Genomic DNA, 13,678 nt, shown 5'->3' with positions numbered 1-13,678 from the left:
TGCAGTTTACTGGTCGCTTCGCAGGCCGAAGCCGCATCAGATCCCGAGGAGTCCTCGGAGCGTCTGGAGCCGCTCGCGAGCCGTCGTCACGGAGTCCGCCGTGCTCCCGCCGTTCTCGGCGGTGGAGCGGACCTGGGTCAGCGCGGTGGAGTACTCCGAGACGGCGGTGAACCAGGAGTCCGAGATCGAGGTGGGAGGTGTCGTCTCCGCCAGCCGCTGGGCGTCCTGCTGCAGCTGATCGACGACTCCGACGGCATCCTGCCCGCTGAGCTGGGCGAGCATATCGAGGCCGCGGACGCCGTCATCGAGGCGCGGCTGGACCTGCGCCACGAAGGCGGAGAGGTCGGGCGCCGGCGCAACCGGAGGAGTGCCCGGCTCCTCGGACGGATTCTCGGAGGCTCCCGGATCGGGCTCGCCCGACGGCGAGGGGCTCGCGGTCTCCGAGGACGACGGAGACGGCGACGGGGCGCCGTCCGGGGTCTCGCCGCGGAACAGGAAGAACCACAGCAGTGCCGCGACGATCGCGAGGGCCAGGATCACCGAACCGATGATGATCCAGATACGGGCGCGGCTCTTCGGTTTGGGCGGGATGGGGGCCCAGCGCAGTTCCGGCTGAGGGGTGTTCGACATCACGCCTCCAGGGGCGACATCGGCTGCCAGGAGCGATCCCGGGAGATCTTCCGCCCCTCCTTGAGACCGCGGAACAGATTGCTGGTCCCGCGCACGGTGCGCTCCACGAAGACCAGGCGGATCAGCTCTTTGGCGAAGGTCATCGCCGTGCCCAGGCCGAAGAGCACCGGGTTGTAGTTGTCGTGGATGCGGTAGTAGTGCTTGATGTGGGCGCGGTTGCGCATGATGTAGAAGCGATAGGCGTTGCTCGAGGCGTTCATGTGCCGGATGCCCATGTCCCACTGCTTGATCTCGCGAGTGCGCCGCAGCACGAACTCATCGACGATCACGGCTGTCGTGAGGCGCGAGGCCAGCCACCCGTACATCTGGTCGTCCCAATAGATGAAGAAGCGATGGTCGGGCAAGCCGATCTGCTTCACGATCGAGCGGTGGATGAACATGCCCTCGAAGCATCCGCTGTTCATCTCCTTGAACCCGGACGCGTCGAAGCCGGACGGTGCGAACGGGATCGGGATGCCCATGCGCTCGGCGATCCGGTACTGCCAGTAGAACTCGCTGCCGTCGTAGTCGTAGCGGCGTCCCTGGATGCTCTTGAACCGCGAGGACCAGGTGCCCATCTTCGCGAGACCGTCGGGGATGACCTCGACGTCGTCGTCCATCATCCAGATCCACTCGGAGCCCAGCTCGTACGCCGTGCGCATGCCTTCGCTGAACCCGCCGGATCCGCCGGTGTTCGTCTCGAGGCGGCGGTAGACGATCTCGGTGCCGATGCCCGCTCGGAACGACTCCACGACCTCGGTCGTGTCATCGGCGGATGCGTTGTCGATGATCACGACGTGACCCGGCTTCGGGTCCATCGCCGTGATGCTCTCCAGCAACCCGGTGAGCAGGTGCGAGCGGTTGTAGGTGACGATGACGATCGTCGCCGCGGCCGGGTCGAAGGCGACGGATGCCGCGGTCATGCCTGCTCCTCGAAGATCTGCTCCCAGGATTCTGGCGAGACGAGTCCGGGCAGCGCATCGCGGTACTGCTTCTGCAGCTCCGGCCACCTGCGCTGCAGTTCTGCGTGAAGGCGTACGCTCTCGCGCAGCATCCGACGGTACTTCGCGCGGTCGCGCGTGTAGATGTTCTTGCCCGACCCGTCGGCCGTGCTGACGAGTGCGCTGTCGAAGACCGGAAGGCGCCACCAGTGCGCGTCGTCCTTACCGAACTCCACCTCGGGCTGGGCCACGTTGGCAGGGTTCGGCTTGTGGAGCCAGTGCGCGATCAGCGTCGTGAGTGTGAACTTGCGCAGTGCCAGACCGCTCGGGCTGTCGTACTCGTGCCGCGAGCGCTGCCGCTGGAAGACCTGTCGTCCACGACGGGAGTGCAGCACGGCCGACGGGTCCTTGTGGATGACCGTCTCGGGGTACTCCGACGACAGGGCGCGGGCGGCGGGCATCGCGGTCGCGAGCGTGCGCTGCATGTGGTCCGGACCGGAGAGCACGTCGCGCAGGGCGCGCGCGCGGAGGGCCACGGGGTAGTACTGCATCATCATGAGGTGCTTGAGGTCCACGCGACGGCTGTGACGGATCAGGTGCCCGCCCTTCGGCGCGTTCGAGTGGATGAGCCCTGCCACGATGCGGTTGCGGGCGTGGAAGTATGCCTGCCAGTCGATGGTGTCGTCCTTGTTGACCCACGAGACGTGCCAGAGAGCGACGCCCGGCATCGACACCGTCGGGAACCCCGCTTCGCCGGCACGCAGGCAGAACTCCGCGTCGTCCCACTTGATGAAAGCGGGGAGCGAGAGGCCGACCTTGCGGATCGCGTCGAGGGGGATGAGGCACATCCACCAGCCGTTGTAAGCGGAGTCCATGCGCATGTGCAGGAGGGGAGACTGGCGCAGGTTGGAGACACCGAAGTCGTGCGGCATCTCCTCCTGGTAGAGGTTGCGCCACATGAACGGCGCTTCGTCGACGACCTCGGCCCAGCCGTGAAGCTTGGGTCGGTCGAGCAGATCGAACATGTGGCCGCCCACGAGCACCGGGTTCGTGGCGTACTGCCCGAAGACGACGGAACGACGCAGCGACTCCGGCTCGATGCGCACATCGTCGTCGAGGAGTTGCACGAAGTCGCTCTCCGGGCGCTGGAGGGTCTCGTGCATCGCACGGGCGAAGCCGCCGGACCCGCCGAGGTTCGCCTGCCGGATCACCTGGAGGGTCTCGCCGAGCTCTGCCGCGACCTCCGTGAATCCGTCCTGATCCGCGACGAGCTGGGTGCCCTGGTCGACGAGGAAGATGCGGTCGACGAACTCGAGCGCATCGGGCGATGCGGCGAGAGCCTGCAGGGTCTCGATGCAGTAGTCGGGCTTGTTGTAGGTCGTGATTCCCAGCGAGGCCTTGCCCGTGCGGGCCGGCTCCTGGTCGGTGGTCCACTCCGCGCCCTCGAGGATGACGTTGCTCTCGTCGGCGACGATGTCGAACCAGAGCCATCCGCCGTCGCTGTACTGGGTGAGTTCGAGGTCGAATGTCGTCGACGATTCGCCGGTGACCTCGCTCGTGGCGACGCGCTGACGCACACCGGAGCCGTTCGAGCGGTACACGAGGACGGTGGCGGATCCGCTGGTGCGGACGGTCAGCTGCACCTGGCGGATGCTCGTCCAGTGCTGCCAGTACGAGGCGGGGAACGCGTTGAAGTACGTGCCGAGCGACACGCGTCGACCCGCGACGATGCGGGCGCGGTGGCGGCCGAGGATGTTGCCGAGATGCGCACGGTTCGACACGCGCACCGGCTCGTTCTCGATGACCGACCACGTCTCGGGGTCGGCGTACAGCGGGAGGAGGTCGGGGTCGCGATCGAGCGGGAAGACGACGTTCTGCAGGACGTGGGCCACGGGGGAGTTCTCCGGAGGGGTTTGCGCCGACTGCCGCCGGACGGGCGGAGCAGTGGACTCTGCGAGCAGTGAGTAGCCTACCCTCCGCCACCTCGGGATCCGCGGAGAGCGGCCGCGTCCCGGGTGGTGTCGGGGGCGCGGGATAGGATGGCGGGCGATGAAGGTATTGATCACCGGCGGTGCGGGATACATCGGATCGACTGTCGCGACGGCGTGCCTGGAGGCCGGGATCGAGACGGTCCTGATCGACGATCTGTCGACGGGGCTGCGCGCGTTCGGCGAAGGGCGCGGGCTCTACGTCGGCGACATCGCGGATGCCGCGGTCCTCGACCGGGTGCTGGCCGACCACCCCGACATCGACGCCGTGGTGCACTGTGCTGCTCGGATCGTCGTACCGGAGTCCGTCGACGACCCCCTCGGCTACTACGACACGAACGTGGGCAAGACGGTGCTGCTCCTCGCACGCCTGCGCGCGGCCGGAATCGATCGGATCGTGTTCAGCTCCTCCGCCGCGGTCTACGAGGCCGAGACCGGAGGCGGGGTCGACGAGTCCGGGGCGCTCGCGCCGTCGAGCCCGTACGCCTCGACGAAGGCCATGGTCGAGCAGATCCTCCACGATTCGGCGGACGCCGGCGACTTCCGTGCGATCGCTCTGCGCTACTTCAACCCGATCGGCGCCGATCCCCGTCTGCGCACGGGACTCCAGAACCCGCGGCCGACCCACGCGCTCGGCAAGATCATGCAGGCGAAGGCCGAGGGCGTGCCGTTCACGATCACCGGCACCGACTGGCCCACGCGCGACGGTTCCGGCCTGCGCGACTACATCCACGTCTGGGATCTCGCCCTCGCCCACGTCGCCGCCGTGCAGCGCTTCGATGACATCGTGACGACGCCCGATCCCTACCGGGTGATCAATCTCGGAACGGGCGACGGCGTCACCGTCCGAGAGCTCGTCGCCGCGTTCGAGCGGGTGACGGGGGAGCCGCTCCCGGTCGTCGAAGCGCCGCGTCGCGCGGGGGACCAGGCCGGAGCGTTCGCGATCGTCGAGCGGGCGCACGATCTGCTCGGTTGGCGTGCGGAGCGATCGACCGACGACGGCGTGCGCGATGCCCTCGACTGGGCGGCGAAGCTGCCCGCCGTGCGCGCCGCGTCCGACTCGCTCTGATCGAGCTGAGGCGCCTGATCGAGCTGAGGCGCCTGATCGAGCGCTCGCTCAGCCCTGGGCGCGCAGCGTCGGGATGACCCCCGTCTGCGCGGCATCGATGTTCTCGCGCCACGAGCGCGATTGCCCGGCGCGGAGTGCGCAGAGCACGAGAAGGAACCATCCGGCTCCCACCAGGGTGAAGCTCTCGAAGACCGAGTCGACGGCGAGGGTGATCAGCGTGATGGGTGTCCACGCATAGACGACCGAACGTCTCACGCTCGCGACCAGCCACGACCGCACGAGCGCGACGCCTCCGAGCAGGAGGAACAGGACGAGTCCGGCGGTGCCGAGCTGGAGAAGGACGTCGAAGAAGGCGTTGAGGGCGCTCTGATGACGGTCGTCGAGCAAGAAGTTGATGTACGTGAAGGGGTACTCGCCCCGTGCCCAGGACCCGAACCAGCCCCACCCCTCGATGGGCTTGAGGGCGACGAAGTCCAGGATGGTGTTCCACAGCGTCGCGCGGATCGAGAAGTCGGAACCGGCATCGAGCAGCGCGATGATCTGGTGGCGGAAGGCGAAGGCCACCGCCAGGGCAGCGGTGACGAGCACGCTGAGCGACCATTGCACGATGCTCCGCCGTGCCGGGGGCGAGTGCCGGACCAGTGTCAGCGCCGCCGTCACGATCCCGACCGCGACGGCGAGCACCAGCACGGTCGGGGAGGAGGACAGGACGGCGAGGGCGCCGGCGAGCGCGATCGACGGAATGGCGAGGGCCCGATTCACCGACTGGGTCCGCCACTCGATCACGAAGGTGATGAGGGCGATCACGGCGACGAAGCCGAGCATGTTCCGGCTGCCGAAGATGCCCTGGACGGGGCCGCCGGCCGCGATGCTGCCCTGGATGCCCAGGGCGACGAACGGAACGTCGAGCAGGATGCCGGAGAGGATCTCGAGCACGAGAGAGACGGCGAGGAGCCCGCGCAGCGCATCGCCGAGGGCACGGACGGTCTGCAGCGTGTCGCGGATATGCCCGACGGTGAGGGCGAGGAACGCGTAGCCGAACAGCGACGACCACCCCAGCAGCGTCTCGCCGCGGTCGGTCGTCCACACCAGGCTCACCAGGGCCCAGCCGAGGAAGGCGTAGAGCGAGAACGGCGCCAGGCGCAGGGCGGAGAGCTCCTCGCGCCGCGCCCACAGGATCGCCGCTCCCAGAAGGCAGAGCACGGCGATGATCGTCGCGAGCGTCACGCGCGAGGTCAGCCGCTCGATGGCGAACGATCCGAAGACCGCGGTGATCACCGCGAGCGTGAACGCGCGGGCCATCTCGACCGATCCGAGCAGCCGGACCGTCCGGGTGGTCGACGTCACGGGATCCGCCGGGCGCGCGCGCCGCGGTCGAACAGCTGCTCGCGCTCACCGACGCCGATCAGGGGCACCGACTTGAGCTTGAACGTGAACATCACCAGCAGCATCCATCCCCAGAGCATGATCGGGGTGGACTCGGAGAGGCCCTGCACCAGCAGCACGATCGTGAACAGGATCGGCAGGAGCGTGATCGGCGAGAAGTTGCGCGCGGAGTTGAGGTCCCATCGCGGGCGGTCGACGGCGAAGAACCACGACCGCCAGAGCAGGCTCAGGTAGGAGATGCCCATCAGGATCACGCCGAGGACGCCGAGCTGCATGAGCACGTCGAGCCACATGTTGTGCGCGTGGAAGACGGTGAGACCGTGGTCGACGATCCAGCCGTCGAAGGCGGGGTCCTCGGGAATCCAGGGGCTCGAGAAGCCGTTGCCGAACACCGGATGCCGGGCAGCGCGCTCGAGCACCGCGGTCCAGATCTTGTCGGAACGGCCGGTCAGGTCGGCGCTGCGGCCGACCAGGCCGAGCAGCGGCTCCCGCAGCAACCAGACGGCGCCGGCGAGCACTGCGGAGCCCCCGATCGCGATCACGTAGATGCGCGTGCGCTCCCCGGGCGTGCGAGCGCGTCGCATGAGGAGGGCGACCGCCAGCGCGACACATACGGCCGCGGCGCAGATGAGAGCGGTGGTCGAGGCGGTGCGCACGAGGAAGAACGCGGCGAGCAGCATCCACAGCGCGAGCGTTGTCCGCCAGCGCGCGCGGGCGGCGAACAGCACCCCGAAGGTGAGGATCGCGAACAAGGAGATGATCGCGAGGATGTTCGCATTGGCCACGATTCCTTGGAGCCGGCCGCCGTCGAACAGATTGTCGCGCACCCAGTACAGCTGCGGGTCGATCCCGTCTTCGGGGATGACGACGAAGTTCGGCAGCAACGGGCCGTGGATCACCAGGGATACCCACAGTTCGAGGGCGATCGACAGCCCGAGGATCCACTTGAACGTCGACGAGAGCGCGCGCACGATCTCGTGCCACGTCAACACGTGCGCGACGAACAGGCCGTTGATGGTCACTGCGGCGAGGAGCAGCCAGGTGAGCAGCGTCGGCCCCCGCCACTGCGACCACGCGACCGAGACGAGCGCGAGGGTCGTGTAGGCGAGTGCCGTCCACGGCAGGCGCCGCCAACGGAAGGCCTGAGGGCGGTTGCGCGCCAGCATCGGGACGCCGATCGCGACGGTGGCCAGCGTGAACACGACGAGCACGACGGCCGCGCCGAGCATGCCGAGGAGGTTGTAGACGGCAGTGTGCGCGAACGTGACGAAGAGCGTGAGGATTACGTACCCGCGCAACAGCAGATGCCCCGTCGATTCCCGCTCGGGGGCGGTCGGCGGGGCGCTCACCGGATGCTGGGTGTACTGGGCCATCGCGATCAGGGTATCGCGAGGCGGTCGGGTGCGTCTGTGAGCGGCGTGGCGCGGCTCTACGCTGGGAGCATGCTGCTGCACCTCACCAATGCGCCCCGCGACTACGCCTGGGGATCTGAGACCCTTCTCGCCGAGCTCGAAGGGCGTGCGCCGAGCGGCGCCCCCGAGGCGGAGGTCTGGTTCGGGGATCACCCGGGCGACCCCGCGGACGTCGTGGGCGGCGGCACGCTCGACGCGGTCACCGGTGGAACGCTTCCCTACCTGTTGAAGCTGCTCGCGGCCGCCCAGCCGCTGTCGATCCAGGTGCACCCGACCATGGCGCAGGCGAAGGACGGGTGGGAGCGCGAGAGCGACCTCGCGCTCGACGACCCGCAGCGCAACTACCGCGACGCGAACCACAAGCCCGAGCTGCTGGTCGCGCTGAGCGAGCGATTCGAGTCGCTCAGCGGTCTGCGTCCGGTCGCGCAGACGCTGCGGCTCATCGACGCTCTCGCACCGACAGCCGACGTCGCCGCACTCCGCGAGCGTCTCTCCGCTGAGGGCGATGTCCTTCGCGACACCCTCGAGTGGCTGCTCGACGGGTCGGCCGGCGAAGCCGTGCGCGGCATCATCGACGCCGTCGTCGCTGCGTCACGGGAGGACGCGGGGGAGTGGAACGAGTCTCTGCGCGCGGTCGCTCGGATCGCCGACACCTATCCCGGAGACCCGGGTGTCGTGGTCGCGCTGCTGATGAACCATGTCGTGCTCCGCCGGGGCGAGGGCGTCTTCCTTCGCGCCGGGCTCCTGCACGCCTACCTCTCGGGCCTCGGCGTCGAGATCATGGCTGCAAGTGACAACGTGCTCCGTGGGGGGCTCACGCCGAAGCGGATCGACGTGCCGGAGCTTCTCTCGCTCGTCGACACCACGCCGGGAGTCGTGCCGGTGCTGCGTCCTGCCGAGGACGGGGCGATCACGACCTACGACGTGCCGGTCCCGGACTTCGCACTGCGCCGCATCGTTCTCGACGGCTCGTCGGCGAGCACACCCGTCGACGGCCGGACCATGGTGCTCGTGACGAGCGGCGCGGTCCGCGTCGAAGGAGCGGATGCCGCGGTCGATCTGCCCGTCGGCGCCGTCGCCTATGCGTCGGACGACGAGACCGAGCTGCGCCTGTCCGGCGTCGGCGAGGTGTTCATCGCGTCGCCGGGGCACTGACGCGTCACGCCCCCACCCGAGTCCGCCTCCCACGCGCGACACGCCGATATACCGTCAAGAACCTTCAAGACGGGATTGAGGGTTTACGATCCGCGACTTGACCGGAGCGAATGACACGGGTGTAATTAGTGGTGCACGGCCCGGCGGGGGGCGCGATATGAGGGGTTGGAGGTCGAGATGACGGGATACCGATCCGACGTTCCGGAGAACTGGTTCGTCGACCCGGTCAACCTCGGTGTACCCGGGGTTCGCAAGGTCGAAGCAGACGACGAGAACGCTCTCGCCTGGCAGACCGACGCCCTGTGCTCGCAGACCGATCCCGAGGCGTTCTTCCCCGAGAAGGGCGGATCGACGCGAGACGCTAAACGCATCTGCACCTCGTGCGATGTGCGTGGAGAGTGCCTCGAGTACGCGCTCAACAACGATGAGCGGTTCGGCATCTGGGGCGGACTTTCCGAGCGCGAGCGTCGCAAGCTCAAGCGTCGCGCCAGCTGATTCCGTCCGACGGTTTCTTCGGGAAGCCTTCGCGGGCGCGCCGCACCGGCTGCCTTCCCCCGCGTCGCACCGCGCTTAGGCTGACGATGTCATGCCAGCCCGAGTTCACGCCATCATCGTCGCGCGCCCCGGATCCTCAGCCCGCGCGCAACTGCTCCGCACCCTCGAGGCGCTGAGATCGCAGACCGCACCGGTCGAAGCCGTCACCCTCGTGATCTGCGGCGACGCCGCATCGGCTCGTACCAGTGAGGCCGTCGCGCAGACGGTCGAAGGGATCGTCGAGGCCCGGCACTCCACCTCGTTCGCCGAGGCCGTCGAACTCGCGCGTCCCCGGGTCGCGGAGAACAGCGCCGTATGGCTGCTCGCACACGACACCGCGCCGCATCCTCGGGCGCTGGAACGACTCGTGGGGATGCTCGAGCGATCGCCGTCCGCGGCGATCGCCGCTCCCAAGCTGGTCGCGACCGACAACGATCGAGAGATCGTCTCCCTGGGCGTGAGCATGACCGGCCTCGGTCGCTCGGTCGAGCTCTCGGCCGGTGAGCTCGACCAGGGGCAGCACGACGGCCTCGACGAGGCGCTCGCGGCGGACATCCGCGGCATGCTGATCCGCAGCGAGGTGCGCGATGCCCTCCGCCCCGACCCGGCGCTCGCCGGTGCCGATGAGGGCCTCGATCTGGGCGTGCGCGCTCGACTCGGGGGCGGACGTGTGGTTCTCGCGCCGACCGCCCGGATCTCGGTCTCGCCCGATGGCCCGGCATCCCTTCCGCGCGGCCGCTCCCGGCGTGCCTACGTCACCCGTCTCGCGCAACTGCATCGGCGCCTCGCCTATGCGCCGGCGATCGTCGTGCCGCTGCACTGGATCGCGCTCCTGCCCCTCGCACTGTGGCGCTCGATCGCGCACCTCGTCGGCAAGCGTCCCGAAGAGGTCTTCCCCGAGTTCGGCGCCGCCGTGGTCGCGATGCTCCGATTCGGAGCGCTCGCCCGTTCGCGCGCCGCCATCCGATCTTTCCGCACCTCGTCGTGGGCCAGCATCTCGCCCCTGCGCGTGACGGCATCGCAGCTCCGCCGTCGTCTCGACGACGGCCACGGCAGCGAAGGCGGCGCCGTCAGCGAACTGCACTTCTTCGGCGGCGGTGGCGCGTGGGCCGTGCTGGCCGCCCTCGCCGTGAGCGTCGCGTCGTTCACCTCCCTGCTCGCCTGGCCGTCGCTCGGCGGCGGAGCCCTCCTGCCGCTCCGGCAGACCGTCGCGGGACTCTGGCAGGATGCGGTGTGGGGAGTCCGCGGACTCGGCCTCGAGGTCGTCGGCCCGGCCGACCCCTTCGCCGGCGTGGTCGCCGTTCTCGGCTCGCTCTGGCCGGGATCGCCGTCGTTCGCCCTCGTGCTCCTGTGGGTGCTCGCGCTGCCGCTCGCTGTTCTCGGTGGGTGGTTCGCCGCGACGCGGGTGACGGATCGCGCGGGGCTCCGCATCTTCGCGGGAGTCGGATGGGCTCTGGCGCCGACGTTCCTCACCGCGCTCGTCGACGGCCGCCCGACCGGCGTTCTCGTGCATCTCCTCCTGCCCTGGCTGTTCCACGCGGCGGTGGTCGCCCATCGGTCCTGGGGTGCGGCGGGAGCGGCATCGCTGCTGTTCGCCGCGGTCGGCGCATGCTCCCCGTCACTCGTCCCCGCGCTCCTCGTGCTGTGGGTCGTCGGGCTCGGGATCACCCTGGGAACCGCCCAGTTCCGCGGCGCCGTTCGTCTGCTCTGGACCCCGATTCCGGCCCTCGTACTCTTCGCACCGCTCGCGTACGCGCACTTCGTCGACGGATCGCTCGTCGCCCTCCTGGCCGATCCCGGGGCGATCTGGGCCGGCCCGCAGGCGGCGGCGGATGCCGCAGGACGCCTCGCCCTCGCAACGGGATATCCCACTGCGGATGCCGCAGGGTGGGTGGAGTTCCAGATCGCGCCGCTGGGCGCCTGGGCGGCCGTGTTCAGCGCGCCTCTCGCCCTCCTCGCACTCGGTGCGGCGGTCGCGCCGCGTTGGCGTGCGGGTATCACCCTGCTCGTCGTCTCGCTCGCCGGCTTCGCCACGGCGTTCCTGGCCGTCGGCATCACGGTGAGCTTCGCGCAGGGCACTCCGGTCGCCATCTGGCCGGGTGCCGGGCTCTCGCTCGCGTGGATCGGCATCGTCGGTGGTGCGGTCGTCACCCTCGACACCGCTGTCACGTTGCCGCGACTGCGTACGGTTGTGACCGGCATCGCCGCGGTGGCTCTGGTGGTCGGCGCGGTGCCGGCGCTCACGGCTCTCCACCTCGACGCCTCCGCTCTGCGCAACGGACCAGACTCGACGCTCCCCGCATACGTCGCGGCGCAGGCGGCCGGGGACCAGCAGGTCAGCACACTCGTCCTCACGCCGCAGAACGACGGCGGGCTCGCCGCCGAGGTCGTATGGGGGGCGAGTGAGACCCTGGGTGCGCAGACCACGCTGCTCTCGACGGCGGAACAGCCGCGAGGCACCGACATCGCTGCACTCTCGGTCGACCTGCTGTCCGCACGTGATTTCGACGCTCCCGGTGAGCTCGCCGCGCACGGGATCAGCTACGTGCTCGTCGCGCAGGTGCCGGGCGACGAGGCCGACCAGGCTCGCTCGATGCGGACATCGGCGATCACGGCGATCGATCAGCGTGCCGGTTTCGTGCACGCCGGCACCACGGATCGAGGCGTGCTCTGGAGGGTCGACGTCGACGTCGCCGAACCGGCGACCCTCACGAACGCGCAGGAGCATCAGGCGCGACTCGTCGTCACTCTGCAGCTGATCTTCCTGTTCGCCGCCCTGCTCCTCGCTCTGCCGACACGTTCGTCGCGACGTACGGCGCGTGCGCAGTCGCGCATTGTCGGGCGTGCCCCCGAGGAGCCGCTCGTGCTCCCGCGGCACCGCGAGGAGCTCGCGGAAGCCTCGATCGTCGAGCCGGGTGGCGTCGACGAGCTCGCCGAAGCCGCGATCGTCGGCGAGACGCCGGCCGATGCACTCCACGAGCCGACAGTCTCCGACGGCGAGACCGCCGCACCCGACGCGGTGTCGGGTGGAGCAGATGTCGCTCCGCCGGTGGAGGATGCCGTCAACGCCGAGGATGCGGTCGATGACGTCGACCCCGCCGGAGACCCCGACACCGAGGAGCAGCAGCGATGAGCCGCACGCGAGTCTTCCGAGTGGTCGCCACCGGCGCGCGCGTCGCCGTGGGAGCCGTGGTCGCGGTCGCCTGCGTCACCGGCGTCGTCACGGCGATCCACGCACCGTGGCCGGAGGTCGCGCATGAGCCTGCGCACGTGGAGGTCACGCCGCTTCCCGGAGCGCCGATGCTCGTGTGCAACGGCGACTTCCGCGCGATCGGTCGCGACTCCTCCGACCCGCTGAGCATGCGCTCGGCGGGGTCACCATCGGTCACCGTGGACGGCACCGGTGGTGCTCCGGCATCCGCACCGATCGCCGCCCCCGATCTCATCGGCGGCGCCGAGGTCGACCGATTCACCGGAGAGGTGGTCGACCGGAGCGCGCCACTCATCGCCGCGACCGAGTCGATCTCGGTGTCGGCGACGGACCTGGCGGGCTTCGCCGCCCTGCCGTGCGGCGAGAGCAGGCTGGAATCCTGGCTGGTCGGCGGAAGCGTCGCCACCGGCACCAAGGACATCGTGACCCTCACCAATGCGGCGGCCGTGACATCCACCGTGACCCTGTCGGCCTACGGCGAGTCGCGGAGCAACCGCACCGTGATCATCCCGGCGATGACGCAGGTCGCCCTCCCGCTCAGCTCGATCGCGGCGGGCGACACGGCACCCGTGATCAAGGTGACGGCCGAAGGCGCGCCCGTGCGGGCGGTTCTGCAATCCTCGTTCGTCCGCACGCTCGACCCGGCGGGTATCGACCTGCAGGAAGCGGTCGCGGGGCCGCAGCGGCATCCGGTCATCGTCGGTGTTCAGTCGTTCGACGGCGACGGTGACAATGCCGACATGACGGTGCTCCGGATGCTCTCGGCGGGAGAGGACGGACGAGCGGTCGTGACCGTGCGTGCCGTCGGCTCACCGGATATCGTCGAGGAGTTCACGGTGGATCTCGTGGCCGACACCCCGGCGGAGGCGTCGCTCAGTGCGCTCACGCCCGGGTCCTACTCGGTGTCGATCGAGGCCGATACTCCGGTGGTCTCGGGAGTCCGACAGCAGAGCGGATTCGGTAAGGGCGCGGACTTCTCCTGGATGACGCCGGCGCCGGAGATCGGAGCGGATGCCGTCTTCGCCGTGCCGAACGGACCCGCGCCGGCGCTGTATCTGATGAACGAGGACGGTGCCGACGCGACCATCACGCTCGAGAACCTCGGAAACGGAAACTCCCGCGAGGTCGTCGTGCCCGCCGGTAGCTCGGTGGCGGCGACGCTCAACGGCGACACGGTTTATCGCCTGAGCACTTCCGACGCGGTTCGCGCGGCGGTGAGCCTGGCCGGGGCGGGAGCGCTCGCGACCTGGCCGCTGCAGCCCAGCGCGGGCGCGGAGAAGAGCATCACCGTCTACCCGTAGTCCGGTCGATGC

10 protein-coding genes are annotated in these 13,678 nt (G+C 69.4%); 5 read left to right on the top strand and 5 right to left on the bottom strand.

The features are described from left to right. Positions 1 to 36 precede the first annotated feature (36 nt). Genes ACIQTT_RS04670 through ACIQTT_RS04660 form a run of 3 tightly spaced genes read right to left on the bottom strand, consistent with a single transcriptional unit; the run spans position 37 to position 3,502 of the window. Positions 37 to 630, bottom strand: a complete 594-nt coding sequence (locus ACIQTT_RS04670; RefSeq protein WP_402786676.1) for a hypothetical protein — start codon at positions 628 to 630, stop codon at positions 37 to 39. Further along, positions 630 to 1,592, bottom strand: coding sequence for a glycosyltransferase (locus ACIQTT_RS04665; protein WP_402786674.1), 963 nt, complete (start codon positions 1,590 to 1,592; stop codon positions 630 to 632). The genes ACIQTT_RS04670 and ACIQTT_RS04665 overlap by 1 nt, the downstream gene beginning before the upstream one ends. Next, a complete protein-coding gene (locus tag ACIQTT_RS04660) occupies positions 1,589 to 3,502 on the bottom strand; it encodes a glycosyltransferase (RefSeq protein WP_402786672.1) in 1,914 nt (637 codons plus the stop codon). Before ACIQTT_RS04660 ends, ACIQTT_RS04665 begins: the two co-directional genes overlap by 4 nt. Positions 3,503 to 3,659: 157 nt before the next feature. On the opposite strand from ACIQTT_RS04660, the gene galE reads away from it, so the two are divergent. After that, entirely contained in the window at positions 3,660 to 4,667 is a 1,008-nt protein-coding gene (gene galE / locus ACIQTT_RS04655) for a UDP-glucose 4-epimerase GalE (protein WP_402786669.1), read from the top strand. 48 nt (positions 4,668 to 4,715) lie between these two features. Here galE and ACIQTT_RS04650 read toward each other — a convergent pair whose 3' ends face one another. Together ACIQTT_RS04650 and ACIQTT_RS04645 are read right to left on the bottom strand one after the other, a co-directional pair. After that, complete coding sequence (locus tag ACIQTT_RS04650; protein WP_402786666.1) at positions 4,716 to 6,014, bottom strand: O-antigen ligase family protein; 1,299 nt, start codon at positions 6,012 to 6,014, stop codon at positions 4,716 to 4,718. Next, positions 6,011 to 7,426 (bottom strand): O-antigen ligase family protein, encoded by a 1,416-nt coding sequence (locus ACIQTT_RS04645; RefSeq protein WP_402786663.1) that lies wholly within the window; start codon positions 7,424 to 7,426, stop codon positions 6,011 to 6,013. Before ACIQTT_RS04645 ends, ACIQTT_RS04650 begins: the two co-directional genes overlap by 4 nt. 69 nt (positions 7,427 to 7,495) lie before the next feature. Between ACIQTT_RS04645 and manA the strand changes: the two genes are divergently transcribed. From manA to ACIQTT_RS04625, 4 genes are all read left to right on the top strand, one after another. Beyond that, positions 7,496 to 8,620, top strand: a complete 1,125-nt coding sequence (manA, locus tag ACIQTT_RS04640) for a mannose-6-phosphate isomerase, class I (RefSeq protein ID WP_402786660.1) — start codon at positions 7,496 to 7,498, stop codon at positions 8,618 to 8,620. 177 nt (positions 8,621 to 8,797) lie between these two features. Beyond that, complete coding sequence (locus tag ACIQTT_RS04635; RefSeq protein WP_402786657.1) at positions 8,798 to 9,115, top strand: WhiB family transcriptional regulator; 318 nt, start codon at positions 8,798 to 8,800, stop codon at positions 9,113 to 9,115. A gap of 91 nt (positions 9,116 to 9,206) precedes the next feature. Next, positions 9,207 to 12,287 carry a glycosyltransferase family 2 protein gene (locus ACIQTT_RS04630; RefSeq protein ID WP_402786654.1) on the top strand — a complete coding sequence of 1,027 codons (3,081 nt, stop codon included), beginning with the start codon at positions 9,207 to 9,209 and terminating at the stop codon, positions 12,285 to 12,287. Further along, entirely contained in the window at positions 12,284 to 13,666 is a 1,383-nt protein-coding gene (locus ACIQTT_RS04625) for a DUF5719 family protein (protein WP_402786651.1), read from the top strand. Before ACIQTT_RS04630 ends, ACIQTT_RS04625 begins: the two co-directional genes overlap by 4 nt. Positions 13,667 to 13,678: the final 12 nt, after the last annotated feature.

This window comes from Microbacterium sp. NPDC090225 (assembly GCF_044772365.1).
Taxonomy (GTDB): domain Bacteria; phylum Actinomycetota; class Actinomycetes; order Actinomycetales; family Microbacteriaceae; genus Microbacterium.
This window is presented reverse-complemented; position numbering and strand designations above follow the sequence as displayed.

Coding starts and splice junctions, on each gene's coding strand:
- ACIQTT_RS04630 (WP_402786654.1), top strand. CDS start 9,207: ATGCCAGCCCGAGTTCACGCCATCATCGTCGCGCGCCCCGGATCCTCA.
- ACIQTT_RS04665 (WP_402786674.1), bottom strand. CDS start 1,592: ATGACCGCGGCATCCGTCGCCTTCGACCCGGCCGCGGCGACGATCGTC.
- ACIQTT_RS04645 (WP_402786663.1), bottom strand. CDS start 7,426: ATGGCCCAGTACACCCAGCATCCGGTGAGCGCCCCGCCGACCGCCCCC.
- ACIQTT_RS04635 (WP_402786657.1), top strand. CDS start 8,798: ATGACGGGATACCGATCCGACGTTCCGGAGAACTGGTTCGTCGACCCG.
- galE (WP_402786669.1), top strand. CDS start 3,660: ATGAAGGTATTGATCACCGGCGGTGCGGGATACATCGGATCGACTGTC.
- ACIQTT_RS04625 (WP_402786651.1), top strand. CDS start 12,284: ATGAGCCGCACGCGAGTCTTCCGAGTGGTCGCCACCGGCGCGCGCGTC.
- manA (WP_402786660.1), top strand. CDS start 7,496: ATGCTGCTGCACCTCACCAATGCGCCCCGCGACTACGCCTGGGGATCT.
- ACIQTT_RS04670 (WP_402786676.1), bottom strand. CDS start 630: ATGTCGAACACCCCTCAGCCGGAACTGCGCTGGGCCCCCATCCCGCCC.